Annotated in this window: 20 protein-coding genes; 6 read left to right on the forward strand and 14 right to left on the reverse strand. The window is 53.6% G+C overall.

What is annotated here, in order from left to right; genetic code table 11:
* The first annotated feature begins 30 nt into the window (after window positions 1–30).
* Window positions 31–1,728 (forward strand): arylsulfatase, encoded by a 1,698-nt coding sequence (locus tag HBA55_RS18100; protein WP_166994332.1) that lies wholly within the window; start codon window positions 31–33, stop codon window positions 1,726–1,728.
* A 233-nt stretch (window positions 1,729–1,961) separates the two neighbouring features.
* On the opposite strand, the gene HBA55_RS18105 is transcribed toward HBA55_RS18100, so the two are convergent.
* The 5 genes from HBA55_RS18105 to HBA55_RS18125 all read right to left on the reverse strand — a co-directional run bounded on the left by HBA55_RS18105 (window position 1,962) and on the right by HBA55_RS18125 (window position 8,179).
* A complete protein-coding gene (locus HBA55_RS18105) occupies window positions 1,962–2,744 on the reverse strand; it encodes an enoyl-CoA hydratase/isomerase family protein (RefSeq protein WP_166994335.1) in 783 nt (260 codons plus the stop codon).
* Window positions 2,745–2,768: 24 nt separating this feature from the next.
* Complete coding sequence (locus HBA55_RS18110; protein ID WP_166994337.1) at window positions 2,769–3,539, reverse strand: SDR family NAD(P)-dependent oxidoreductase; 771 nt, start codon at window positions 3,537–3,539, stop codon at window positions 2,769–2,771.
* A gap of 17 nt (window positions 3,540–3,556) precedes the next feature.
* Window positions 3,557–4,717, reverse strand: coding sequence for an acyl-CoA dehydrogenase family protein (locus tag HBA55_RS18115; RefSeq protein WP_166994339.1), 1,161 nt, complete (start codon window positions 4,715–4,717; stop codon window positions 3,557–3,559).
* A gap of 69 nt (window positions 4,718–4,786) precedes the next feature.
* Window positions 4,787–6,934 carry a 3-hydroxyacyl-CoA dehydrogenase NAD-binding domain-containing protein gene (locus tag HBA55_RS18120; RefSeq protein ID WP_166994341.1) on the reverse strand — a complete coding sequence of 716 codons (2,148 nt, stop codon included), beginning with the start codon at window positions 6,932–6,934 and terminating at the stop codon, window positions 4,787–4,789.
* 36 nt (window positions 6,935–6,970) lie between these two features.
* A complete protein-coding gene (locus HBA55_RS18125) occupies window positions 6,971–8,179 on the reverse strand; it encodes an acetyl-CoA C-acetyltransferase (RefSeq protein WP_166994343.1) in 1,209 nt (402 codons plus the stop codon).
* A gap of 138 nt (window positions 8,180–8,317) precedes the next feature.
* Here HBA55_RS18125 and HBA55_RS18130 point away from each other — a divergent pair, with 138 nt between their 5' ends.
* Complete coding sequence (locus HBA55_RS18130) at window positions 8,318–9,325, forward strand: AraC family transcriptional regulator (protein ID WP_166994345.1); 1,008 nt, start codon at window positions 8,318–8,320, stop codon at window positions 9,323–9,325.
* A gap of 41 nt (window positions 9,326–9,366) precedes the next feature.
* On the opposite strand, the gene HBA55_RS18135 is transcribed toward HBA55_RS18130, so the two are convergent.
* The 3 genes from HBA55_RS18135 to HBA55_RS18145 all read right to left on the reverse strand — a co-directional run bounded on the left by HBA55_RS18135 (window position 9,367) and on the right by HBA55_RS18145 (window position 13,759).
* The gene (locus tag HBA55_RS18135; protein WP_166994347.1) at window positions 9,367–10,254 is read right to left on the reverse strand and encodes an ROK family protein; all 888 of its coding nucleotides are present in this window, start codon (window positions 10,252–10,254) and stop codon (window positions 9,367–9,369) included.
* 48 nt (window positions 10,255–10,302) lie between these two features.
* Window positions 10,303–11,283 (reverse strand): family 43 glycosylhydrolase, encoded by a 981-nt coding sequence (locus tag HBA55_RS18140; RefSeq protein ID WP_166994349.1) that lies wholly within the window; start codon window positions 11,281–11,283, stop codon window positions 10,303–10,305.
* 70 nt (window positions 11,284–11,353) lie between these two features.
* A complete protein-coding gene (locus tag HBA55_RS18145) occupies window positions 11,354–13,759 on the reverse strand; it encodes a TonB-dependent receptor domain-containing protein (RefSeq protein ID WP_166994351.1) in 2,406 nt (801 codons plus the stop codon).
* Between the two features lie 355 nt (window positions 13,760–14,114).
* Between HBA55_RS18145 and HBA55_RS18150 the strand changes: the two genes are divergently transcribed.
* Window positions 14,115–15,365 carry an MFS transporter gene (locus HBA55_RS18150; RefSeq protein WP_166994353.1) on the forward strand — a complete coding sequence of 417 codons (1,251 nt, stop codon included), beginning with the start codon at window positions 14,115–14,117 and terminating at the stop codon, window positions 15,363–15,365.
* A 9-nt stretch (window positions 15,366–15,374) separates the two neighbouring features.
* Here the strand turns inward: HBA55_RS18150 and HBA55_RS18155 are convergent, their stop codons facing one another.
* The 4 genes from HBA55_RS18155 to HBA55_RS18170 form a co-directional block, all read right to left on the reverse strand.
* Window positions 15,375–16,424, reverse strand: a complete 1,050-nt coding sequence (locus HBA55_RS18155) for a LacI family DNA-binding transcriptional regulator (RefSeq protein WP_166994355.1) — start codon at window positions 16,422–16,424, stop codon at window positions 15,375–15,377.
* 81 nt (window positions 16,425–16,505) lie between these two features.
* Window positions 16,506–18,071, reverse strand: coding sequence for an acyl-CoA synthetase (locus tag HBA55_RS18160; RefSeq protein ID WP_166994357.1), 1,566 nt, complete (start codon window positions 18,069–18,071; stop codon window positions 16,506–16,508).
* Window positions 18,072–18,249: 178 nt separating this feature from the next.
* A complete protein-coding gene (locus HBA55_RS18165) occupies window positions 18,250–20,397 on the reverse strand; it encodes a 3-hydroxyacyl-CoA dehydrogenase NAD-binding domain-containing protein (RefSeq protein WP_166994359.1) in 2,148 nt (715 codons plus the stop codon).
* Between the two features lie 24 nt (window positions 20,398–20,421).
* Entirely contained in the window at window positions 20,422–21,630 is a 1,209-nt protein-coding gene (locus HBA55_RS18170) for an acetyl-CoA C-acetyltransferase (protein WP_166994361.1), read from the reverse strand.
* Between the two features lie 180 nt (window positions 21,631–21,810).
* Here HBA55_RS18170 and HBA55_RS18175 point away from each other — a divergent pair, with 180 nt between their 5' ends.
* The 3 genes from HBA55_RS18175 to HBA55_RS18185 all read left to right on the forward strand — a co-directional run bounded on the left by HBA55_RS18175 (window position 21,811) and on the right by HBA55_RS18185 (window position 24,185).
* Entirely contained in the window at window positions 21,811–22,710 is a 900-nt protein-coding gene (locus HBA55_RS18175; protein WP_166994364.1) for an FHA domain-containing protein, read from the forward strand.
* Window positions 22,711–23,072: 362 nt separating this feature from the next.
* Window positions 23,073–23,636, forward strand: a complete 564-nt coding sequence (locus tag HBA55_RS18180) for a hypothetical protein (protein ID WP_166994366.1) — start codon at window positions 23,073–23,075, stop codon at window positions 23,634–23,636.
* A gap of 69 nt (window positions 23,637–23,705) precedes the next feature.
* Window positions 23,706–24,185: an RDD family protein gene (locus tag HBA55_RS18185; protein ID WP_166994368.1), complete on the forward strand. Its 480-nt coding sequence runs from the start codon at window positions 23,706–23,708 to the stop codon at window positions 24,183–24,185.
* Here HBA55_RS18185 and lptG read toward each other — a convergent pair.
* Both lptG and lptF read right to left on the reverse strand, forming a co-directional pair.
* The gene (gene lptG, locus HBA55_RS18190; protein WP_166994370.1) at window positions 24,165–25,226 is read right to left on the reverse strand and encodes an LPS export ABC transporter permease LptG; all 1,062 of its coding nucleotides are present in this window, start codon (window positions 25,224–25,226) and stop codon (window positions 24,165–24,167) included. The genes HBA55_RS18185 and lptG overlap by 21 nt on opposite strands.
* Entirely contained in the window at window positions 25,219–26,334 is a 1,116-nt protein-coding gene (lptF, locus tag HBA55_RS18195; RefSeq protein ID WP_166994372.1) for an LPS export ABC transporter permease LptF, read from the reverse strand. Before lptF ends, lptG begins: the two co-directional genes overlap by 8 nt.
* Window positions 26,335–26,484 lie beyond the last annotated feature (150 nt).

Consider the following 26,484-nt stretch of genomic DNA (forward strand, 5'->3'; position numbering starts at 1 on the left):
GAAGAGCCACTAAGGCTCCAGAATTAGACTATGAAAAAAACAATTCAGTTGTTGGCCGCGATAACCACTGTTGTCCTGACCGCTTGCCGGACAGAACAAACCGCTGTAGTAACGGCGGCAGAAAACGAAGCCTCCAATCCCAGCCGACCCAATATCCTGCTTATCGTTGCCGACGACCTCGGTATGCTGGACATTGGTGCCTTTGGCAGCGAAATCCGAACCCCCAACATCGACAAACTGGCCCGCAGCGGCATCAGCTTCAACAACTTTTATACCTCCGCCACCTGCTCCCCGACCAGGGCCATGCTTCTCTCCGGTACAGACAGCCATACCGCCGGCCTGGGAAACATGGTTGAACATATGGCCCCCAACCAACGAGGGAAGAGCGGCTATGAAGGCCACCTGAGCTCAAACATCGTGTCGGTTGCCACCCTGCTCAGAGACAACGGCTACCGCACCTACATGGCCGGCAAATGGCATCTGGGGATGAAATACGAACAACTCCCCTACAACCGCGGCTTTGATGAATCCTTCGCGTTAATGCAAGGAGGATCGAGCTACTTCAACGACATGATGGGGTTAACCTCCAAAGTGCCAAGAGCACACTATCGCCGCAATGGTGACATCGTCACCGAATTGCCATCCGACTTCTATTCTTCAGAGTACTACGCCTCGTTTATTATCGATCAACTGAAAGCAGACAAAGCAACCGGCAAACCCTTCTTCGCCTACCTTGCCTTTACCGCTCCTCACTGGCCCCTGCAAGTCAAAGATGAGCACCTGAACCTTTACCAGGGCCGTTACGACCAGGGTTATGACGCACTGTACGAAAAACGCGTGGCAGCAGCCAAGAAACATGGTGTATTTCCACCCGACGTCCACGACTCGCAGCCTCCGGCACACATCAAACCCTGGTCATCGCTAAGCGAACAAGAACAGCGCAGACAATCCCGCACTATGGAAATCTACGGCGCCGTGGTAGAAAGAATGGACCACCATCTGGGGCGCGTGATTGAACACCTGAAAGACAGCGGTGAGCTGAATAACACCCTGATCGTATTTATGTCAGACAACGGCGCAGACGGATCGGACAGATCAAAACTTCCGGGCAATGACACCTGGCTGCCACAAGCCTGGAATCTCAGCTACGAAAACATGGGAAGAATAGGCTCATACGTCTACCCCGGAGCCGCCTGGGCGCGCACCAGCGTCGGGCCTTACAGAATGTACAAATCATTTCTGTCCGAAGGCGGAATCAAATCTCCGGCCATCATCGTTCATCCGAACCTCAACGCCAGCAACACAATGACAAATGAATTTATTACCGTGAAAGATATCACGCCAACGATTCTGGACTATGCCGACGTTCGCCACCCGGGCACTCACTACCAAGGACGAGCCGTAAAGCCACCAACTGGAGTCTCACTATTACCGTTCCTCACCGGCAGGGACAATAACCCGCATCGACCCGATGAAATTATTGGTTGGGAGCTGTTCGGCCAAAAAGCCATCAGGAAAGACAACTGGAAACTGGTGCATCTCTCCTCCAAACCAAAGTGGCTGGTAAAACCCGATCTTTCCGATCAATGGGCCCTTTACAACCTCGCGGAAGACCCGACAGAACTCAACGACCTGTCAGCGGTAGAAGCCCAGATATTTTCAGAAATGAAAAAACACTGGCAAGAATACGCAACAAAACAAAAAGTGGTACTTCCAGAATGGAAATAACAATGAGGTACCACACAGCGGGTACCGCGGAGTAAAGGGTGGCTGGGTGTCCCCTGGAGGGGCATTTCAAGCGAACGCCGAAAGAGTCAATGAGACAAGCGTTTTTCAGCTTGGCTCATTGGGGACTGAGGGAAGCCCGGAGGGCCGGTAGCGTGCCCCTCCAGGGGATTCCCAGCCGCCCGATGTGGCACATGCCCTGCTGGCCCTTTCGCACTTCCCTGCCCGCGCAGCGATCACTTACCGGTAAACACCGGCTTTTCCTTCTTAAAGAAAGCGGCAACCGCATTCAGACTATCGGCGCTGGTAGAACACGCCACCTGATGGTGAGCCTCCATATCCAACACCTCCTCCATTGCCCTCTGCTGAGACGCCTTCAGACACTTCTTCCCCCAGCGATGAGCAAGAGGCGCACCTTCGGCCAGCACCTCAGCCCACTGCTGAGTCACTTCCCGCAACTGATCAGAAGGTACCACCTTATTGGCCAGACCATACTCCAAACAATCGTTAGCCTTAAGACGCCCAGCCTCCACAAACAACTGCAAGGCGCGCTTATACCCCATAGCCTTAACCACATGGAAACTCGCACCACCGTCCGGAACCAGACTGATACCCGCGAACGGAAGATAAATAAACGCATCCTCCGACATCACCGTCAAATCACAACCCATAGCCAGGGCACTACCGATACCGGCACAAGCCCCATGCACAGAAGAAATAAACAACTTACTGCTCTGATCGATCCCCATCAGAATTGGCTTATACTCTTCCTGGATTTGATCCTCAATCGTCTCAAACCCTGCCAGCCCCTCAGACAAATCCGTACCGGAAGAAAACCCGCGGCCTTCAGCGGCAATAACAGCAATACGGACACCCTCATCAGTCTCCACCTGCTGAACTGCTGCCAGCAGTTCATGACGCATCTTCTGACTGATCGCATTCATGGTGCCGGGCAGATTCAAGGTAATTGTGGCTACCCGATTGGTAACCTCATAGTTGATCGTTTCAAAATCGCTCATAATTCCATCCTCCCAAGGCAGCCCTTATTTGGGCTGCATACGGATACCGGCGTCCATACGAATACATTCGCCATTGGTGTAGTCATTTTCCACAATGTACTGGGAAAGATGGGCGATTTCGTCTGGCTTACCAAGGCGCTTGGGATACAAGGGACTCTTGGAAAGCGCCTCGTAGGCAGGCTCAGGCAAAGTATCAAACAGCGGAGTATGAATCAAACCCGGCACAATCGTATTCACACGAATACCATAGGAGGCCAGATCACGGGCGACCGGCAGAGTCATACCCACAACGCCACCTTTTGATGCACTGTAGGCCGCCTGACCGATTTGGCCCTCGTACGCCGCAATAGAAGCGGTGTTAATAATCACGCCTCGAGAACCATCATCGTTGACCGGCTCCTGCTCAGACATTTGCAGGGCAACCAGGCGCAGAACATTAAAAGTACCGATCAGGTTAACGTCGATCACTTTTTTGAACTTGTTCAGTGGGAAAGCGCCATCTTTACCAACTGTCTTGCAGGCATCACCGATACCCGCGTAGTTGTTGCAGATATGGATCGCACCAAACTTTTCAACAACCGCTTTGATGGAAGATTCCACCGCGGCTTCGTCGGCAACGTTGACATTGAAATAAGTGGTGGCATCACCCAGCTCGTTAACCAACGCGTTGCCGCGATCATCGTTCATGTCAAAAATCGCCACCTTGGCGCCGTTGGCGACGTAGCGGCGTACTGTTGCTTCACCCAAACCCGACGCACCGCCGGTGACTAGAGCGACTTTACCGTTGATTTCCATGTTTTGTTCCTCTCTGCTTAGTCTAATATACTGCTGTAATTGTCAGAAAATACATCACGACCGATGATCAACTTCATCACCTCGGAGCTGCCGGCCAAAATGCGATTGATGCGGGCGTCAGTAAACATATTGCAGATGGGGTATTCCTGCATATAACCGGCACCACCGTGCTGCTGGACTCCCAGATCCAACATGCGCCATTCGATCTCCGTGGCCTGCAGCTTCGCTTTGGCGGCCATGTTCACGGTTAACTTGCCCTCATTGTGAAGAGCCACGCAGTGGTCCACAAACACCTGCAACACTTCGATTTCCGCATCCATTTCCGCCATTTTGAACTGAGTGTTCTGGGTGTAAGACAATGGCTTGCCAAAAATCTTACGCTCCATGGCAAATTCGCGGGTAATATTGAATGCCTTACGGGCGTTGGCCGCCGCCATCACCGCCGCAATCAGTCGCTCTTCCGCCAGGCCCTGCATCAGGTAAAAGAAGCCGTGGCCCACCTCACCCAGAATATTTTCCTGGGGAATAATCACATTGCTGAAAAACAGCTCGGCCGTGTCCTGGGCCTTTAGCCCCATCTTGTCCAGATTGCGACCGCGTTCAAAACCCTCCATGCCCGCCTCGACCACACACAGGGTCATGGCATGCGGGTTGTTGTCCGGATCGGATTTACCGGCCACGACAATATAGTCGGCGTTAATGCCGTTGGAAATATAGGTCTTGGAGCCATTCAGGATAAAGTGATCACCCTCCTGCTTGAGGGTAGTGCGCATGCCGGCCAGATCGCTGCCCGCATCCGGCTCAGTCATGGCAATCGCCAGAATCTCATCGCCACTTGCGGCACCGGTTAGAAATTTCTGCTTTTGTTCGTCGGTGCCAAAGTGATCGATATAGGGCCCCACCAGACGGCTGTGCAGGGTGTTAAACCACTCGCCACAACCAGCACGACAGGTCTCTTCCATAATGATCTGCTCAAAACGAAAGTCGCGATCCCCCATACCACCGTACTGCTCGTCCGGCCAGATCATCAAAAAACCCTGATCTCCGGCCTTTTTGAAAATTTCGCGATCGACAATGCCCTGTTCGCGAAAACGCTCCATATGCGGAGCCACTTCCGTTTCGAGGAACTTGCGATAGGCTTCGCGCAGCATATTTTGTTCTTCGGTAAACTGTCTCATCATCTCATCCTAAATTATTGACCGGGGACGGTAGTCAATCGTGACCACCGCCCCAACCGGCTTCAGCCATTACTGGAAGGTTTCTCCAGCTGCGATCTTGTCGGCCACAATTTGTGGGCACTCGAAGCGTTCGCCGTACTTCTCGGCCAGCTCGCCACAACGGGCCTGGAACTTCTCCAGACCATAAGTATTAACGAACTGCAGGAAGCCGCCAGTCCAGACCGGCGCGCCGATTCCCATGATAGAGCCGATGTTGCCATCGGCCACAGTGCGCAGAACATTGGTCTGCAGACACTTGAGGGTTTCAATCACCTGGCGGAATAACAACCGGTCTTTGATATCCTCATCGCAGATATTCACATCGGCGTTGTAGTACTTCTCCAGCAACCCCGGCCAGATGGTTTTGCTGCCGTCGGCACCATACTCAAAGTAACCGCCACCGTGGTAACGACCACCGCGGCCGTTTTCACCGATCATAAACTGCACCATTTCATTCAGTGCTTTCTGCTCGCCCCACTTGTCAGTCACACCCATATCCGCCCAGGTTTCAGCCGCCTTGCGGGTCAGCTCCAGGCTCACTTCATCGTGAACGGTCAGTGGGCCAACGGGCATACCAATGGCCTTACCCAGATTATCGGTTTTCACCGGGTGTACCCCTTCGGTGACGATGCGCACACCTTCATCGAAGTAGGTACCGAAGGTACGAGAGGTAAAGAAGCCCAGGGAGTCATTTACGACGATAGGTGTCTTCTTGATCTGACGGGTATAGTCGAACGCCTTAGCCAGTGCCACATCACTGGTCTTATCTCCGCAGATAATTTCAATCAGCGGCATCTTATCGACCGGCGAGAAGAAGTGAATACCAATAAAGTTCTCCGGCTTGCTGGAGGCTTCTGCCAACTGGGTAATGGGCAAAGTCGAGGTGTTGGAGCCCCAGATACCGCCCTCGCACAGATACTGTTCCGTGGACTGAGTAATCTTGTTCTTGAGCTCAATATTTTCGAATACCGCCTCGATAATCAGATCACAGCCCTGCAGATCCGCATCGTCGGCAGTGGGTTTGATCAGGTTCAGAATTTCAGCCTTCTTCTCTTCGGTCATACGACCACGAGAGACTTTTTTCTCCAACAGCTTTTCGGTGTAAGCCTTGCCTTTTTCAGCCGCTTCCACACTGATGTCTTTCAGAATCACTTCAATGCCGGCAACGGCAGAGACATAGGCGATGCCCTGACCCATCATGCCGGCGCCCAATACGCCCACCTTTTTGGTCAACTGCGGTTCTACACCCTTGGGCCGCGAAGCGCCGCCATTCACCTTGTTCATCTGGAAAAAGAAGGTATTGATCATGTTTTTGGCTTGAGGCGTGGTTACCAGATAGGCCAGGCCGCGACTTTCAATACGCAGAGCAGTGTCCAGGTCAAGTCTTGCCGCTTCCACTGCACAATCCAGAATCTGTTCTGGTGCGGGCAGCAAGCCACGAGTTTTTTGTGCCAACATTGCCGGTGCACCCGTGAGTACCTGAGCCAGTTTCGGTGAATTGGCGTTGCCTCCCGGAATTCTGAAACCCTTTCGATCCCAAGGCTGTACGGCCGCTTCGGGATTGTCTTTTTGTTCAAGGATATAGGCCTTGGCACGAGGCAACAGTTCTTCAAGCGTCTCCACCGTTTCGTGGATCATGCCAGCTTTCATGGCTTTCTCAGGGGTTACTTTCTTGCCCTCGAGCAGGTAAGGCAGCGCGTCTTGAAGCCCTAGCAGGTTCACCAGACGCACTACGCCGCCACCGCCCGGCAACAGTCCCAACCCCACTTCAGGCAGCCCCAGTTGAACAGATTTGTGGTTGTAAGCAATACGATGGTTGGTTGCCAGGCACAGTTCATAGCCACCGCCCAATGCCGCTCCATTAATCGCGGACACAACGGGCACAGGCAGTTTTTCCAATTTACGGAAGTCGCTCTTGATGTTGGTGAGCATTTCCATAAATGCCGCTTCCTGACCTTGTTCAGCGGCGAGTAGATCGTTCAGATCACCGCCAGCGAAAAAAACTTTTTTGGCCGACGCAAAGATGACCCCCGTCAAGCCCTGCTCAGCTTCCAACTTGGCCACAGAGTCCGTCATCGCGGTTCGGAATTCTGCGTTCATTGCATTGACCGGACCGGTCATGTCCATGGTGATGGTTACGATACCGTCAGCGTCTTTTTCGTATTTAAATACACTCATGATGTTCTTCCCAAATTCTGTCGTTGATCGGTTCGTTTACACGCGTTCAATAATGGCGGAGATACCCATGCCACCACCCACACACAGAGACAGCATGGCGCGTTTGGCGTTGCGGCGTTCCAGCTCATCGAGCATAGTGCTGACCAGCATGGCACCGGTGGCACCCAGGGGGTGGCCCATGGCAATGGCACCGCCGTTAACGTTCGTCACCTCGTGATCGATATCCAGATCCTTCATGTAGCGCATGGCAACAGAGGCGAATGCTTCGTTGATTTCCCACAGATCAATGTCGGACTTTTTCAGACCGGCTTTTTGCAGGCACTTCTCGGCCGCCGGGCCAGGGCCTGTCAGCATAATGATGGGGCAGGTGGAGGTAACGGCGGTGGCAACGATACGACCGCGAGGCGTCAGGCCCAGGTCCTTGCCGGCTTTTTCGCTGCCGATAAGGACTGCTGACGCGCCATCAACAATACCGGAGGAGTTACCGGGGGTGTGAACGTGAGTCACTTTCTCCAGAGTGTTGTATTTTCTCAGGATCACGTCGTCGAAGCCGAAACCACCCATCATTTCAAAGGATGGCTTAAGCGCACCCAGCCCTTCCATCGTGGTATCCGGCTTGATGAAGTCGTCTTTTTCCAGAATCACCAAGCCGTTCTTGTCTTTTACGGGAAGTACAGACTTGCCGAAATAGCCATTGTCCCTTGCATGGGTAGCGCGCTTCTGGGATTCCAATGAATAGGCGTCAACATCTTCACGACTCCAACCTTCCAGATTGGCGATGACGTCAGCCCCGATGCCTTGCGGAACAAAACCGGTTTTCAATTGAAACGCGGCATCGCTGCCCATGGCGCCACCACTCGTGCCCATAGGCACACGGGACATGGATTCAACACCACCGGCAACCACCAGATCTTCCCACCCGGAGGCAATTTTCTGGGCGGCGATATTGACGGCTTCCAGACCGGAAGCGCAGAAGCGATCCAATTGAACGCCAGCAACGGATTCATCCCAGTCGGCATTCTGAACGATCATCTTGGCGACATCCGAACCCTGTTCACCCACAGGGCTCACGCAGCCCATCACCACATCGTCCACATAGGAGGTATCCAGATCATGGCGGGCCTGCAGCCCCTTTAGCAATCCAGCGCCCAGATCGATGGGTTTGACTTCGTGCAGGCTACCGTCCTTTTTACCCTTACTGCGGGGGGTACGTACGGCGTCGTAGATATATGCGTGATGGGTCATTGCGTGCCTCTCTAATGGGATTCTCGTTCAATGAAGCTCAGTCTGAGCCTTTGAGCCAATTTGAGCCATGGCGTAGACATACAGCGAAATAGGCATTATCTTCCAAAGCTGACTCTGTAGATTTTCAGGCCAGACCCTATGCAAGGCGCAACCATATCACCGATTTTTGTCAAAATGTTGCTGGAGGGCGCGTCACTCAAAGGCTACAGCCCTGAGGAGATACTCAGAGTGCAGGGATTACCCACGCAACTGCTGAGCAATAACAAGCTACGGATATCGACATTATCGTTTGCCGAGCTGTTTCATTCGGTCATTCAGCTGCTCAGGGACGAATCCTTCGGCCTGATGGAGAAGCCCCAGGTCAGGGGTACCTTCAAGTATGTCACCTACGCCTGTGCCCAGGCCCGTGACGTGAGGGAATCCCTGAAGATCTGGCGGGACGTGGTCAATATTATCGATGGCAGCCTGAAAGGATCTATCCATCTGGATGACAACGGCGGCTACGCGGCTTTGCACTGCCAGCGGCGCAAGGGGGTTCGCCATCAGTTTATTACGGAAACAAGCCTGACCACGCTGCATCGAGTACACTGCTGGTTAAGCAACGAGTTTCTGCCCATTGAAAAAGTGGAGCTGGCCTATCCGGAGCCCAGCTTCAGCGAGGAATATCGATTCCTGTTCTACGGCGCGCCGGTTCTATTCGGGCAAAAACGCAATGCTCTGCACTTTAGTCATGGCAGCCTGAACATGCCCGTGCGCCGCAGCCGCGACGAACTGGATGAACTGATTAAAAATGTGCATGTACGACTCATCACTCAACCGCGAAGAAGCACGTCGATTCCCATCAAAATTCGCCTGTGGATGGAAAATATATTTCGAGATGGCAGTAGCAGCCCTCACCTGGTTGAGGCGGCAAAACACGTGGGCATGAGCGAACAGACCCTGCGCCGCCACCTTAAGAAGGACGGCTATTCATTTCAGCAGCTGAAAGAGGACACACGCAGAGACATGGCCATTCATTTTATCAATGGCAAGCAATACAGCGTGGAGGAGATCGCATTTAAGTTGGGGTTTTCTGAAGCCAGTACGTTTATTCGCGCTTTTAAGAAGTGGACGGGGGTGACGCCGTTGGCCTATAGGAAGCTTTAATTTTATGGATCATTGTTCTATAGGCCATAGTTCCAGGAACTTCAGCCCCCAACGGCCATGACCATCGCTCCAACTTCCCCAGAGGCTCCCTGTAAACCTGTGGGAACAATATAGTCCGACGGATTGATGTCAGGAATCATATAGCCGTTCATCAATTCGACAAATCTGCGCCTGATTTTTGGAAACAAGTGTGCCTGATCCATCACGCCACCCCCTAGAATAATGATTTCAGGGGAGTAGGACAGAGTGATATTGACACACATTATTGCGAGATAGTGTGCCTGAAGATCCCATGCCTCATGATTTTCAGGTAACTCATGTCCCTTACAGCCCCAACGTGCCTCAATCGCTGGCCCGCAAGCCAGGGCTGAGAGACAGTCCGTATGGAACGGGCAGTGTCCTTTAAAAGTGTCTCCGGGATCTCGTGGAACGAGAATATGACCAAACTCAGTATGAGCGATTCCGTTGAGAGGTTTGCCGTCGACGAATACACCCGCGCCAATTCCTGTACCGACGGTTACATACACAAAATTCGGTCTCCCTCGGGCAGCACCGCAGTGGTATTCGCCCAAGGCGGCACAATTAACATCGGTGTCAAAGCTCACGGGCACATCCAGCGCCGAGGAAAAGAACCCCGCAATATCTGTCTGGGACCAATGGGGTTTGGGCGTTGCTGTAATGTATCCGTAGGTATTTGATCCGGGATTCAAATCGAGCGGGCCGAAACAGCCGATTCCAATACCTGCAAATTCACCGTGCTCTGAAGCCTGTGACAGAAAGAAGTCTTTCACCCTTCCGAGGGTTTCACTGGGAGTGGTGGTGGCAAATCGCTCACGGGCCAGAATAGTGAATGGGTCAGTTCCCACAACACAATTAAATTTGGTACCGCCTGCCTCAATACCTGCGTACAACGCGCTCACTAACGTCATCCCCCTTATGATGTAAACTTCTGTTTGCTGTTGATTGACACCAAAAAATTACACGGTCAGTTGCCCGTCGGGCGCGATATTGATACGCATAGGCTCTGAGAGCCCTCCAACAAAGTCGCCTTTTGTATCACGGTTCAGGAAACCCATCAGATACCAGTCCTTATCCGGACCCTGAATCACCTTACCAGAATACAGACTGAATTGTGCATCGGCATACAGGTAGCCTGATCCGACAGATTTATAGGGGCCCTCAAGGTTTTCTGACATATAGTAGATGACCCCGTTCAAAGGCTCTTCAGCCAACAGCGCTCTTTGTTGCTTGGAAGTAAACCGTTCTGATACAGAACAAAAGAGGTAATAGTGGCGGCCGATTTTTTCAACCTGTGGAACTTCCATCTCACCATAGCTTCCGGGTGCCAGGAATGGTTCCTTAACCTCCCAGTCAATCAGGTTTTTTGATTGGGCGTAACCAATCGCACCACGACCATCGTTCTCTCCCCGATTTGCACGACAAGTCACCAGCATATGGTAACGATCACTCGCAGGATCTTTCATCACCCATGGGTCACGCCAGGAAGCATCGTGCCAACGCTCCAGATTCAAACCGTCATACCAGCGCTCGTCCAACTCCACCAACGGATTGGCCGGATGTTTTTCCCAGGCCATCAAATCGTTGGACGTCGCCAGGCAGACCCGCTGCACTAACCCATCCTCCGCTTTGCTGGAACCGGTGTAATACATATACCAAGTACCGTCGTGCTGGATCACACACCCCGTCCAGGTGGTGCAGGAATCTGCGGGAATCATTCCTTGAGAGCCCTCCGGCACAGGTGAGGGCGCAATCGCATCAGGCAGGACCTTCCAGTCATTCAGATCTGTCGAGACCGCGTGACCAATACTCACATTCCAGTGCCGCAACTCCGGATCTTCGAGCGCACGATCCGCTTGCAAATAAAACAGGTGGTAATCCTCCCCATCCTTTGCAAACCAAAAATCCCAAACCCATTTATCTTTTAAGGAAAATCCCACGTAAACATCTCCTGGGGTAAAGAAGACCCGGGCACGGTTGATGCCCGGGTTCTCGATGACGAGAAAGGTCTCAGAAAGCGTATTTGAGACTCAGGGAGCTGGAGCGCCCATTGATCGAACGGGCGCGAATAATGCCGTTGTCAGGCACGGAACCCTCTTCGGCCTCGGTCAGTCCGGTTTCATCGAACAGATTGTTGACGTTGATGCTGATCGACAGGTCGGTCGTAAAGTAATAGTGTGCAAACAGATTCACCTGGGTATAAGCATCAAACTCCAGATCGTTGTTGTCCTGTGCATAGGCTTCGGTGGTACCAATGATGTTGGCACCGACACTGAATTGCTCGGTGTCGTAGGACGGCGTTACCGAATAAATCCAGTCCGCCTGACGACGCGGCGTATTGCCTACAACGGAAGGATTGAGCTGATCACCGGCGATTTCAGCATCGGTCCAAGTGGCACTGCCGGATACGTTGAAGTTGCCGATTTGATAAGACGCTTCGAATTCCAGGCCGTGAGCTTCATACTCTCTGGCAAAAAACGTTTGCGTCGTGGCTTCAAAGTTCTGCTCTTCCGTTTCCGCGTAGAAGGCAGTTACAAACAGCCCCAGATTGTCGCCGCGATACTTCACGCCCAGTTCAAACTGATCAACTTCATCGACTGCGGCATCGTCGTCAAGAACATCGCCATCGGCCAGGATATTGGGGCCAAACAGCAGGCGATCCGCGTTGGCACGACCACCGTGGCTGATTCTACCGAACACCGCCAGATCTTCTGACAACAGATAGTTGGCGCCCAATGAATAGGAGGTGTAGCTCCAGTCGTAATCGACAGGCATGGCGTTGCTGTTATCCACGAAGGAAACACTCTGCTCCGGCACAGAAATCACACCATCGCGATTCACATCCACATTGCTGGCCTGCACAGTACCGGCGTAAGAACCTGTGGCCTCACCGCTGTCATGTCTCACACTGAGATCCACGGTCAAATCACCGGTAACCCACTCAACGGACATATAGGGCGCTCGAATGTCATACTCAGCGTCGTAGTTGCGGGTACAGCAATTGCCCCAGAAAGGAACACCGTAGGCGATCAGCCCGTTGTCAGTCTGCGCATTGCCATTGGCATCCACCACATCCAGCAGAGCCGCTTTATCGCCCTTAACCTCCAGCAGGTAAGAGTTCCACAACCAGGACATATCGATGGTCTGCGAAGCCATGTAATAGCCGAAAGTAACGGTTACATCATCAAACTGCTTGCTGACTTTAAGGTCATTGGCGAAGCTGCCAAAGTCGTTGTATTCGGTATCAAACAGGTGCATGCGCATAGCCAGCCCATTACCGTTTAACGCACTGGGATCGGCAATCACTTCGCCCGCGTTGCCACCATTGGCGTAAACAAGACTGGCGCCTTCACCACCGATGGATTCGGCGATGGACTGCGCATCGTCAATCTGTGCCGGAAAGGGCGATACAAAACCACCGTCCACAAATGCCTTGCGAAAGCGATTGGTCACATTCCAGTCATCCGCCAGTTCAAACGAAAATTCCGCACCAATTGAGGTGTAGACCGGGTGCATGCCTTCAGTGATATCGCTCTTGCGCAAGCTGCCGTCATCGTCCACGCCAATATTGTTCTTCAGCAATGAAGTCTGCAGGGTGTCTTCAAGAATATCGTAGCCGGGAATCGAACTGCCACTGGCCGTCGTCGGCATGGGCATATAACTGATGCCCTGATCATCGAGATGCTTGAAGTAAACCCGCGCGTAGCCGTTTTCGAACTCGCGGGTCAAGTTGAATTTGACTTGGCCGCCGGAATTACCTTTATAGCCGGCATCACGAGGACCATCACCTTCACGGAAGTAACCACCGATATGAAAACGCCATTCGTCATTGATCGGACCGCCGTATTCAAAGTCGGTACGGAAGCTGTCGTAATCCATTCCCAGGGTAATGCCAACACTGCCGGCGGCTTCCTCACCGGTGTTACTGATAAAGTTGATCACGCCACCGGGGGAGTTGGAAGCAAAAGTGGAAGCAGAGCCACCCCGAATGGATTCGATTCTTTGCACGGTAGAATCGGCGCGTACAAAAATGTCGGCGTTACCAAAGGCAATATCACCAAACTGCATTACCGGCAGTCCGTCTTCCTGCAGCAACAGGAACTTGGCACCACCCGAAGCCACAGGCAAACCGCGCACCGCGATATTGGCGTTACCTTCACCGCCGGAGGATTCTGAGCGGATACCGGGGATATTGCGAAAGATCTCAGCGGTGGATCGGGGGGCGAAGTCAGCGATGTCATCCGTCCCCATGCTACTGACGGAAATACTGGATTCCAACTTGCTGACCGGGCGGGCGGTTGCGGTAACGATTATTTCTTCCAGGTTCAGCAGGTCTTCACCAAGGCTGGGTACAGCGAAGCTGGAGGCAATGGCAACAGCCAGGGTACTTGGGGCAAAAGCGCGAAGCTTGGGCATGCTCGTCTCTCCTCAGGTGTCTTTTTAGGCGTCTTTTCAAACGCCTTAGTGAATTATTAGTCATCCTCACTGACTCTGGATCCCATCCAGCGTTATTGAGGCGCATTTTTAAGTTACGACACATTACAACCGGTTGCAATCGTTTTTTGCAACCGGTTGTAATTTATTTTTATGAAGCCCCGTGCGGTCATAACTGTTCAGAATATGAGCCTCAATGGCCCTTTATGACCAATACAACCGGTTGCAACTATGGATGAGATGGCGTTTAATGATTTTGGGGCGCCAACGGCTAGAGAGGCGCTACGCTTTTTCTATGGCTCCCAAGATCTAATGACTCAGCAGGGTTGAAATCACAATGACAAACACACAGCACGCCGATCAGCACAATCTACTACTGATCAAGGGCCTGACCTTTTTAATGTTTTTGATGTTCGCCATGACCACGGACGCGGTAGGGGTCATTATTCCGGAGGTCATTCGTGAATTCGGCTTGAGCATGACTGCCGCGGGCGCCTTTCACTATGCGCCCATGATTGCCATCGCCCTCAGCGGTGTGCTGTTCGGTTTTCTGGCGGACAAACTGGGCCGCAAGACTACCATATTGATTGGGTTGATATTGTTCGCTGCTGCCTGTTTTTTGTTTGTGCTGGGCAATAGCTTTGAGTTTTTCCTGGGTTTGCTGGTGGTGTCCGGAGCCGCCATCGGCATATTCAAAACCGGCGCACTGGCATTAATTGGCGATATCTCCTCTTCGACACGCCAGCATACGTCCACCATGAATGCCGTCGAAGGGTTCTTTGGTGTAGGAGCTATCATTGGACCCGCCGTGGTGACCTATCTGCTGGCTGCCGGTTATTCCTGGAAGTACCTTTACGCCATCGCTGGCGGTATCTGTTTACTGCTGGTGGTTTCTGCACTGGCGGTTCGCTACCCGCAGACCAAAACCGTCGACAGCGAACCGGTAAGCCTGAAGCACACATTGACGATGATGAAGAATCCCTATGCCTTGGGCTTCTCCCTGGCGATTGCTTTGTACGTGGCGACAGAAGTGGCGATCTATGTCTGGATGCCAACCCTGTTGGCCGACTACAACGGCTCCGCCGTTTGGTTTGCCACCTACGCGTTAACGATCTTTTTTATTCTGCGCGCCGGCGGCCGGTTTTTGGGTGTTTGGATTTTATCCCGTTACAGCTGGACCATGGTGATGATGGTGTTCAGCCTGATTATCTTTCTGTGTTATTTGGGCACCATGATCTTCGGGGTTAACGCAGCGGTGTTTCTGTTGCCTGTTTCCGGGCTGTTTATGTCGATGATTTATCCCACGCTGAATTCCAAGGGCATCAGTTGTTTTCATAAATCAGAACACGGATCAGTGGCCGGAATAATTTTGTTTTTTACCGCAGTGGCGGCAGCAATAGGCCCATTAATGATGGGGGCAATCAGTGATCTGCTCGGGCATGTGATGTACGGTTTTGGTCTTGCCACCATTTTTGCCGGGCTGCTGTTTGTGGGGATGCTATACAACTGGATTAAAAATCCCGCGCAGTCCGTTTTGAATGAGCTGGAAGAAAGTGACTACGAAGGCGCAGCGGCCGCCACAAGTTAAAAGGGGGCCCTATCTCAGATGGGGTTTGGACATTTCTCCGCCTGAGGATTTACGCACAATCAGTTCCGTCTCCAGAATCCTGGATTCGGGCTCCCTGCCCTCCACCGCCGCCAGCAGGTTTTCCACCAGCAGGCGGCCGCCTTCCACCCGATCCTGTCGCACGCTGGTCAGGGGCGGATTGTAAAACGCCGAAATGGCAATATCATCGTAACCCACCACCGCTACGTCCTCGGGCACATTAATACCGGCCTCCTGGAGAGCTGTAATGGCAGCCATGGCGTAAAGGTCACTGACCGCAAAAATCGCGTCAAACGAAACACCTTCCTCAATCAACTGTTGAGTAGAAACGTAACCGGCGCTGCGACTGTGCCGGGCGGGGCGCTCCAGAGCCCCGTCAACTTTGATGCCCGCTTCTTCCAGTGCACGGCGATACCCGGCGTAACGAAGATTGATCTCCGGGACGCTGGTGTAACCCAGAAAAGCAATACGCTCGCGGCCCTGTTCGATCAGGTGTCGTGTCGCCTTGTAACCACCGAGTTCATTGTCGCTGCCCACTGTCGGATAGAGCTGTTGTTCATCAACTTTTGCGCCCCAAACCGATAGGGTTTTATAGCTTTTGGCAATCTCGTTGATCTTGTCATGCTGAGCGCCCTGACCAATCAGGATGACGCCGTCGGGGGAGTTGGAATCGATAAAGTCGGCGATCCAGTTGCCGCTCTGGGCATGGGTTTTTGCCAGCAACAGCTGGTGTCCTTCTTCGTTGATGGCTTCAGCAATACCACCCAAGAGCTCAAGAAAAAAGGGATCCGATATTTGCCAGTCACTGCGACCGGCGGCCGGCAGCAGCACCGCAATAGTCAGTGTGTTTTGCAGAAACAGATCCCGGGCCCGGGTATTGATACGATAGTTGTGTTCGGCAGCGAGCTGTTTGATCAGCTCGCGGGTTTCTTTATTGACCAGCTCACTGCCGGCGAGCGCGCGGGAGACCGTAGACTTGGAGACACCGGCCATCTTGGCCAGGTCAGACATTTTCAGCGCGGGTTTGCGGGAGCCTTTCATTCCTATCCGAGAAGCCTTGGCTATGGGTTGTTGCCGGCATTATAACCCACAACAACCCGGGCTGGCTGCCGCTGGCCGGGTTTAGTTCACTTGTCGGTCCCGGCCCTCCCAGTAGGGCTTGCGCAGCTCGGTTTTCAATACCTTGCCGGCACCGGACAATGGCAGTGGCTGCTCGCGGAAAGTCACCGACTTGGGCAGTTTATAACCGGCGATGCGCTCACGGCAGTGGGCAATCAATTGGTCTTCGGTTATTGACTTGCCCGGATGCAGTATCACGATTGCGTGCACCGCCTCACCCCATTCGTCGTGAGGAATACCGATCACCGCCACATCCTGAACAGCATCGTGGCTGATCACGGCACCCTCCACCTCGGTGGTAAATACATTTTCGCCACCACTGACGACCATGTCCTTTAGACGATCCACAATATAGAGATAGCCGTTTTCATCGAACAACCCTGCATCACCGGTAAATACCCAGCCGTTCTGCAGGGCCTTGGCGGTTTCTTCCGGTTTGTTCCAGTAGCCAATCATCGTGTGCGGCCCCCGTACCACCACTTCGCCGGATACCCCCAACGGACAATCGTTGCCTTCGTCATCAACAATGCGAACATCACTTACCGTCGTTGGCCTGCCGGCCGACTTCAAACGTTGCCCGCCGGCCAGATGATCTGCGGATGACAGCGTCGTCACCACCGGTGCCAGCTCCGTTTGACCATAGGCCTGGGCCAGACCAACACCGGGCCATTGAGCCATACACTGTTCCAGGGTCGCCGGCGGCATGGGCGAGGCGCCGTACATGATTTTTTCCAGTGCACTGACGTCAGTACCCGAGGCATCGGGGTGGTTGAGTACCATCTTGATCATGGCCGGCACCAGCAGCACATGGGAGATCTTCTCCTGAGCCAGGGTGCTGAGGACCTGGCCGGGCTCAAAGCTTTGCAAGAAAACGTGGGTGGTGCAACACATGGTGGTTACCATGGATGCGCAAAAGTCAGCCATATGGAACATCGGGGCCACGTGCAGATATAGGCTGTCACGGGTCATTTCAAAGTCGGGCAGGCAGCCGACGGTGCTGGCCCAGATGGCGCGGTGGGATTGCATCACCCCCTTCGGGAATCCGGTGGTGCCACCGGTGTAAAAAATGCCAGCCATGTCATCGCCGCCACGGCTGGAAGCATCAATAGGAGGATGGTTTTGTATCAGTTGTTCATAGGATGTTGCCCAACCAGGGCAGTCGCCGTTGCCCATGTAAATGGCAACGTCCAGGTCCTGTACCTGCTGTAATAGCTGCTCAGCCTGCCCGGCGAAGGCATCATCGAAAAACAGCACCCTGGTACCCGAATCGCTCACCGCGTATTGGTTTTCGGGCAGCGCCCAGCGGGTATTGAGCGGTACCACACAGTAGCCCGCCCAGGGCACCGCAAACAGAGACTCATAGTAGCGATCACTATTGAGACTTAAAATACCCACACGATCGCCTTCACTGAGCCCGAATTGCTGTAATCCGGAGGCGAGGCTGGCAATTCGGTCTCGAAGTTCAGTCCAGCTGTGTTCTCGGCGCTGGCCACCTTCCTCGTAGCGAGTACTTGTTCCGTTTGGATTCAGGCGCGCCGCCCGCTCGATCATACCTTGCAGGGAAATCATATCCACCTCTGTATTCGTTATTCTGACGTTGGACTGCTTTCAGTCTATTACAGAACTGCATAAACACAACGACAGAAACGAGCCCTAAGCTTGTCGAAAACGACCACGGTCGGCGCAGGGGGCCGCCCCCAGTCAACAGAACGGCTGGAGGCGGTTGAGATGGCGGGCGCCAAGGGTGTTAAGTGAAGAGCTCACCCTTTTCAGCCTTGTCCACCACAATGGCGGGTGGTTCAAAGCGATTGCCGAACTTGGCCTGCAATTCACGGGCCCGCTCAACAAACCGTTTGGCGCCATAAGTATTGATAAACTGCAGGTAGCCACCGGTCCAGATCGGTGCACCGATACCCATGATGGAGCCGATATTGCCATCGGCCACAGAGCGCAGAACACCTTCCTGAAGACACTTTAAAGTCTCGATGACGGAGCGGAACAGCAAGCGATCTTTCATATCCTGCTCTTCAATGCCGTGATCCGGTTTGTGGTACTTGTCTACCAGAGGCTGCCAGATGGTTTTGCTGCCATCTTCGCCATAGGTGTAGTAGCCGCCGCCGTGGTGACGACCACCGCGATTGTTCTCCACATAAATCCAGTCCACCATTTCACTCATGGCATCGCCGTCAACCGGCTCGACGAACAGGCCCATGTCTTTCTGGGTACCGACAACTTTGTGTGACAACTGCTGGCTGGTCTCATCGTGCACGGTAAGCGAACCGACCGGCATACCAATCGCCTTGCCCATGTTATCCACCTGGATGGGATGCACACCTTCCTGAGTGAGTCGAATACCTTCATCAATGTAGGTGCCGAAGGTGCGGGAGGTAAAGAAGCCGAGGGAATCGTTGACCACGATTGGCGTCTTCTTGATCTGGCGTACGTAGTCAAAAGCTCGGGCCAGGGTTTCATCGTTGGTTTTCTCGCCGCAGATGATTTCCACCAGAGGCATTTTGTCTACCGGCGAGAAGAAGTGAATACCGATAAAGTTGGCGGCGTTGGAAGAGGCATCCGCCAGCTGCGTAATAGGCAGGGTTGAAGTGTTGGAACCCCAGACGCCGTTCTCTGCCAGATAACCCTCGGTGGATTTGGTGATCTTGTGCTTGAGTTCCATATTCTCAAACACGGCCTCAATGATAAGGTCGCAACCCTGCAGATCCGCATCGGCGTCGGTAGCCTTGATCAGCGAGAGAATTTCCGCCTTTTTCTCTGCGCTCATGCGACCGCGGGATACTCGCTTGTCCAACAGCTTTTCGGTGTATGCCTTGCCTTTATCCGCCGCTTCCTGAGAGATATCCTTGAGCACCACTTCAATGCCGGCCATGGCAGATGAGTAGGCGATGCCCTGCCCCATCATGCCGGCACCCAGGATGCCCACTTTCTTGACTTTGGACGAGGCGATATCGGCGGGTCGGCTGGCGCCACCATTAACCTTGTTCAGACCAAAGAAAAAGGTGCTGATCATATTTTTGGCAACGTCCGAAGTTGCCAGGCGAGTAAAGTTGCGCGCCTCCACAATCTGGGCGTTATCAAAGTCCAAACGGGCCGCTTCGGTGGCCGCATCCAGAATCATTTCCGGGGCGGGCAGCAGTCCACGGGTTTTCTGCTGCAGCATTACCGGCGCCATCATCAGGGTCTGGGCGAGTTTGGGCGTACCGGCTTTGCCTCCGGGGATCTTAAAGCCTTTTTGATCCCAGGGCTGTACAGCAGCGGTTTCTGACTCCTTGTTTTCCAGAATCCAGGTTTTGGCGCGCGGCAGCAACTCATCCAGGGTGTCAACGGTTTCGTGGATCAGACCGGCAGCCAGTGCTTTTTCAGCATTGACCTTTTTGCCTTCCAGCAGATAGGGCAGCGCGGTTTCCAGCCCCAGCAGGTTAACCATACGCACAACACCACCACCCCCAGGCAGCAGTCCCAGGCCTACCTCAGGCAAACCAACCTGTACGGCTTTGCTGTTCCAGGCAACGCGATGGTTACAGGACAGACACAACTCAAAGCCACCACCCAATGCGGCACCGTTAATGGCAGCGACAACTGGAACCGGAAGCTTTTCCAGACGGCGCAGGCGCTCTTTGGTCTCGATAATACCTTCATAAAACTCTTCTGCCTGCTGCGGCTGGATGGACACCAGCATATTCAGGTCACCACCTGCAAAGAAGGTGTTTTTGGCGGACGCGAAGACCACACCGGTGAGGCCCTGCTCGGCTTCCAGTTTGTCGACAGTTTCGTTCATGGCGACGTTGTATTCGTCGTTCATGGCGTTAACGGGACCGGTCATGTCCATAGTGACGGTTACAATACCGTCGGCGTCTTTTTCGTACTTAAATACACTCATTGTTCTATCCCCTGGCTCCGTCTCTTACACACGCTCAATAATGGTGGAAATACCCATACCGCCACCCACACACAGGGACAGCATGGCGCGCTTGAGGCCGCGACGCTCCAGCTCATCCAACACAATGCTGACGAGCATGGCGCCGGTGGCGCCCAGCGGGTGACCCATGGCAATAGCGCCGCCGTTGACGTTGGTAATCTCGTGGTCGACGCCCAGATCTTTCATGTAGCGCATGGCCACAGAAGCGAATGCCTCATTGATTTCCCACAGGTCGATATCAGATTTGTTCAGGCCGGCTTTCTGCAGGCATTTCTCTGCAGCCGGACCAGGTCCGGTGAGCATGATGATTGGGTCGGTTGCCAGAATTGCGGTGGCAAGGATACGGCCGCGAGGAGTCAGGCCAAGATCCTTGCCCGCCTTTTCACTGCCGATCAGTACCGCACTGGAACCATCGACAATGCCGGAAGAGTTACCCGGTGTGTGTACGTGGTTGATCTTGTCGAGCGTGTTGTACTTGCGCAGGGCAATATCATCAAAACCGAATTGGCCCATCATCTCAAAAGATGGTTTCAGTTTACCCAAGCCCTCAAGGGTGGTATCGGGTTTGATAAAATCGTCTTTTTCCAAAACCGTAATGCCATTGCGGTCCAAAACAGGAACCACTGATTTGTCAAAGTAACCATTGGCCTGAGCGTGGCTGGCTCGTTTCTGGGATTCCAGTGCGTAGGCGTCCACATCTTCACGGCTCCAGCCCTCCAGAGTGGCGATCAAGTCGGCACCAATGCCCTGAGGTACAAAGCCGGTCTTCATGCTGAATTCGGGATCGCCACCCATAGCACCACCGTTGGAGCCCATAGGTACGCGAGACATGCATTCCACTCCCCCGGCCACAATCAGGTCTTCCCAACCGGAGGCCACGCGGGCGGCTGCGGTATTTACGGCTTCCAGGCCAGAGGCGCAGAATCGATCCAGCTGTACACCGGCGACAGACTCATCCCAGTCGGCGTTCTGGACAACCATCTTGGCAATATCGGAGCCCTGTTCGCCTACTGGCGTCACGCAGCCAAACACCACATCGTCGACGTAAGAGGTATCCAGATCATGGCGCGACTGCAGCTCGCGCAGCAGACCCGCCCCCAGATCGACCGGCTTTACCGTATGCAGCGAGCCATCTTTTTTCCCTTTACTGCGCGGTGTGCGCACCGCGTCATAAATAAAAGCTGAATTAGCCATGATGTTCCTCTCGAGTTAAGTTTCAGCCCCGGGCTGACTTATTGAAGTGGACGACAGTGTGAAATATAGATGCTGCACATGCATTGACCGCTGCGGCCACTCGTCTTGACATTCTCTGACACCGAAACCTGAGGTATCATGACCCCCTGTTCAGCCGCCCCTGCGCCCCCATAGGAACCAATGCCCCCCACAGCCACGCCAAGAGCCATCATGTTCGCCGACGTCAGCGGCAGCTCCAGCCTCTATAAGTTGATGGGCAACGAGGGCGCCAAAGCACGGGTGGACGCAACGCTGGTCTCCATGACACGCATTACCGAGGAGCATCGAGGGGTGCTGGTGAAAACCATCGGCGATGAGATCATGGTCTATTTTGCCGATGCCTCTCAGGCGGGTCAGGCCGCTCAGGTCATGCAACGCACGCTGTCAGACCCCAAGGGGCTTCTACCGGTTCGTATCGGTATGGCCTATGGCGATACTCTGCTGGAGAATGGCGACATTTTTGGCGAAACCGTCAACGACGCCGCCTACCTCACTCACATTGCACGAGCGGGCCAGATCCTGATTACCCAGGGGTTCTATGATGTCTGCTGCATGGACCTGCAGTTCGACTGCCACGAATTTGACCGTATCAGCCTCAAGGGGGAGGCCACTAAGCGGGTCATCTACCGTTTGGGCTGGGAGAACGAAACCAACACCAACTACGCCACCAAGGTAATGTCGATCGATGGCGTCACCTCAAGTGGGCTCAACCAGGCACTTACCCTGGTTTATGGAGACCACCAGCATCGCCTGACGCCGGAGCTGACGCCATTCGTGCTGGGCCGTGACCCCAGCCGCTCTGACCTGCATGTACAACATGGCCTCGCCTCCAGGGAACACTGCCAGATTCTGTTTCGCCGTGGCAAGTATGTACTGATCGATCACAGTACCAATGGCACCTATGTGACCAACCAGCACCAGCAGGAGATTTATCTGCGCCGGGAGGAGGTGCCCCTTCAGGGTGAAGGCACCATCTCGATTGGTCAGCCATTGGCTGGCGCCGACGATAACGTGATCCGCTTCTTTCACCCCGTCACCTGACGACTTTGATTCTGGTCAAGGCATTCCAAAAAAGTCTAAATTATTATTTTTAAATAAGATTTAAGAATAAGACCAGCCTAATGATTGGTTCTTTACTTAGATTATTTTGTGCTAATTCTTGGGGCTTCGATATTCCACTGTTTTAACAATGGCCCGAGAAGCCAGTCACAATCTGATCAAAAAACGCACAAGCCATTGGGAGTGGCCTTGACACAAGGCTTTCCAAGAAGTGTTCAGCAGGTATTGGGTTCAACCCAAAAGTTCAATAATTAACCATTCCATTTTGATCTAACCACGCCTATTCACAAACCCTTTAAAAATCACCAACATAGATAATACTCAGAGGTAAGAGGTGGCGAATTATGACGCGGTCCAAGGCATTAGTCATTGCAGCAGAGAGAACAGACTCCCGGTTTGTTGCCGGAGCCGTGTTTCTGATAGCCTGCCTGCTGGCGTTGCTGATCTGCGCCGGTGCCACCTCCGTCCATGCCGAGAAAATGATTGAGGCCGACAAACACGACGATCTGTTCGTGCCTGATCGCCTTAACTTTTATAACCCTCTCAAACACACCGGTAGTGAGCGTAAGCGCTACCAACCTCAAAACACCGCACTGACCAACAACCAGCTGGAAACCATTTGCGATCAGATTCGCAATAATGAGATGAGTGCCTCCCAACGCGCGCTCAACTATCAGTGGCTGGAGCAGGACGCCGAAGGCGCTGAACTGCATGTGGGGAGCAAAGTGGTCTCCAAATTGGTCAAGATGGGGCTGCGCACCTATTGGAATGGCGTCCACGGCAAACACTACGCCACCAGCTCTGTATTGCCTGACGGCAATGGCCACGGCAAGTTTACCGAAGAGGTGGACTATAAAATTCGCCTCTCAGGCAACAAACTCAAGCTGAGTGTGAAATACGAGTTTTAAGCGCAAAAGTCTCCTAAGTCCAATTGCTTTTGCTACAATCGCCCGCATTTTTTAATGCGGGCGTTTTTTATGGTTGACCTCCCCACTGCCAATCTCTGGCGCCGCCTGGCGGCCATGATCTACGACAGCCTGGTGCTCATGGCTGTGGCCATGGCCTATGGCGCGCTCTTCCTGAGTATCAAACACACTTTGCTGGGCATTGAGCTGGGTGAAGGCGAGAAAGCCAATTTAGGTGAAGCCGGATTTGTGGGACTGGTACTGGTCCTGGAAGGTTTTTACTGGTTCTTTTGGTGCCGGGGTGGCCAGACACTGGGCATGCGAGCCTGGCGCATACAAGTGCGCAATGTTGCCGGTGGCCCTGTGCAGATCACCCAGGCCCTGGTTCGTGGGCTGGTGGGGCCTTTCAGTTTCGCCCTGGCGGGTATGGGTTACTTCTGGGCGCTCATCGATAAAGAGGGGCGTAGCTGGCACGATGCCGCCAGCCAGACCCATGTGGTTCAATTGCCAAAGCCTGAGAAAAAGAAACCGTCAGTTCGCCCGCCGCAATAACAACAGTCCTATCAGCATACAGACCATGACCGGAAGGGCAACGGCGACCAACGGTGAGAAACCAAACACCAGGCTGGAGGGCCCCAGCAAATCCTGGGTGGTCCGGAAGACAATACCCACGATCACACCGGTGAAAATCCGGTAGCCCATGGTGACCTCTCGAAGAGGACCGAAGATAAACGACACGGCGATGATCACCAGACTGGCGGTGACCAGCGGCTGCAATACCTTCTTCCAGAAGGCGAGCCGATACTCCCGACTGTCCAGATTTTGCTCCTCCAGATAATTGGCGTAGGACCACAGATTGCGTATCGACAGTGCGTCCGGGGACAACACCAGTACGTTCAACAATTGCGGCGAAAGGTTGGTGTTCCAGCGGCGCCAGGTAAATTCATGCTTTTCGACCCCCTCCGTTGACAGCAGCGTCTCCCGGCCCATTTCCTCCAACCAGTGATCTCCCTGATATAACGCCGTTTCTGAGAAGCTTGCGGACACCAGCTGACCGTTGTCATCAAATCGATAACGGGTAACACCGTACAAGCGGCCATTGGGTTGCACCGCGTTAAAGTGCATAAACTCATTGCCTTCGCGGTTCCACAATCCGCGACGGGATTCCAGAGCCTTGCGGTCCCCCTGGGCAATGGCACGCCGGCTCTCCGAGATCTGATCCGTCAACGGTGTCACATACTCGCCGAGGCCAATGCTCAAAAGAATAAACAACATCGCCGGTTTCATAACCGCCCAGGTAATTTGCGAAACCGAGACTCCGGCCGCCCGCATCACCACCAATTCACTGGAACTGGCGAGAATTCCGAGACCCACCAGACAACCAATCAGCGAAGACAGCGGGATGTTGGTGTAAATGCGACCCGGCAAGGTCAAACCGACATACACCAAGGCTTCGGCGAAATCGTAATTGCCGCGGAGCTCTCCCACCTGATCCACCAATGCAGCAATCGCATCCAGTGAGACGATCACCAACAGCACCATGGACACGGCGCCGATCACCATCTTGGCGACATATTGATCGAGCTTACCCATGGACAGCCTCCCCCTTGCGAGAACGCAAATAGAGTCGCACATGGGGAATCAGGTACAAGATCAGGGCAATCAGTAAGAACACCCCGTGCACAGCCCAGATACTTTCCAGCGGTTCGGAATCACCTTCTTCCACCGCCCCCCGGGCCGCATTCAGGGAAACCAGATACACGATATAGAGCAGAATCGCGGGGATCATCTGCACATAGCGGCCTTGGCGAGGGTTGGTTTTACTCAGGGGAACGGCCAACAAGGTGACCACCAGCACCAGCACCGGCAGCGAAAAGCGCCAGTGCAATGCCGCAATATCCTCCGGCTTGCTGGATTCCATCAAGGTTTGGGTCGGCACCGCGTCGGCTTTGGTTGTGTAGTGTTTAAGGCGCTCGGTATCCGGCAAGTGCTGCCAGTAGGTCTCAAACTCCATAATCTGGTAGTTGGCCTCACCGGGGTTGCCGCTGTAACGGATACCATCATGCAGCTTCAAATAGCGCAGACCGGTCTCAGGATCCACCACCTGCTCACCCTTTTTGGCCATGACCACCGCCAGGTCGGTCTGATCACTGCCTTCGGAGCGCATCTCAGCCATAAACACCTGCTCCATGATCTTGCGGTCATCGCTCAGATCATCGGCATAGGTGATGCCCTTGTCACCACCGGTGCGCTGAAATCGCGCCGGCTTCATATGCTCAAACTCGCTGCGGTTTTTTTGTTGCTTGAGAATGGCTTCGGCCTTTTCGATACCCAGCGGGCTGACCACCAGACTCAGGGTTGCCACCAAACCGGCCACAAACAGGGCCGGAAACAGGCTGAACAGCATGATGCGTCGTTCACTGACGCCACAGGCACTGAGCACGGTCATTTCGCTGTCCATATAGAGTCGGCCATAGGCCAACAAAAAGGCGATAAATAACCCCAGAGGCAGTATCAATTCCAGGAATCCGGGCAGGCGGAAACCCATGATGGCAAAGAGAACCTCCGGCGCCAGTTTTCCAGCTGCGGCATCCGCGAGGTATTTCACAAAGCGACTGCTCATAATGATCAATAGCAGCACGGCGCTGACCGCAATCATGCTGACCATCACCTCGCGGGCCAGATACCTGAATACGATCATAGGGATGGGTACCGAACAATAATCACAAAAATTGGGAATCCGTGGTTGGAAATGTTTCGCTAGCTTCCGCCCTTGGCGTAAACTAGGCTGTTTTTATCGCGCTGTGGGTCTGAACGTTGTTTTCGTGTTCCCCTGCGAGCGCGCATTATC

This window comes from Pseudomaricurvus alkylphenolicus (assembly GCF_011683955.1).
GTDB lineage: Bacteria > Pseudomonadota > Gammaproteobacteria > Pseudomonadales > Cellvibrionaceae > Pseudomaricurvus > Pseudomaricurvus alkylphenolicus.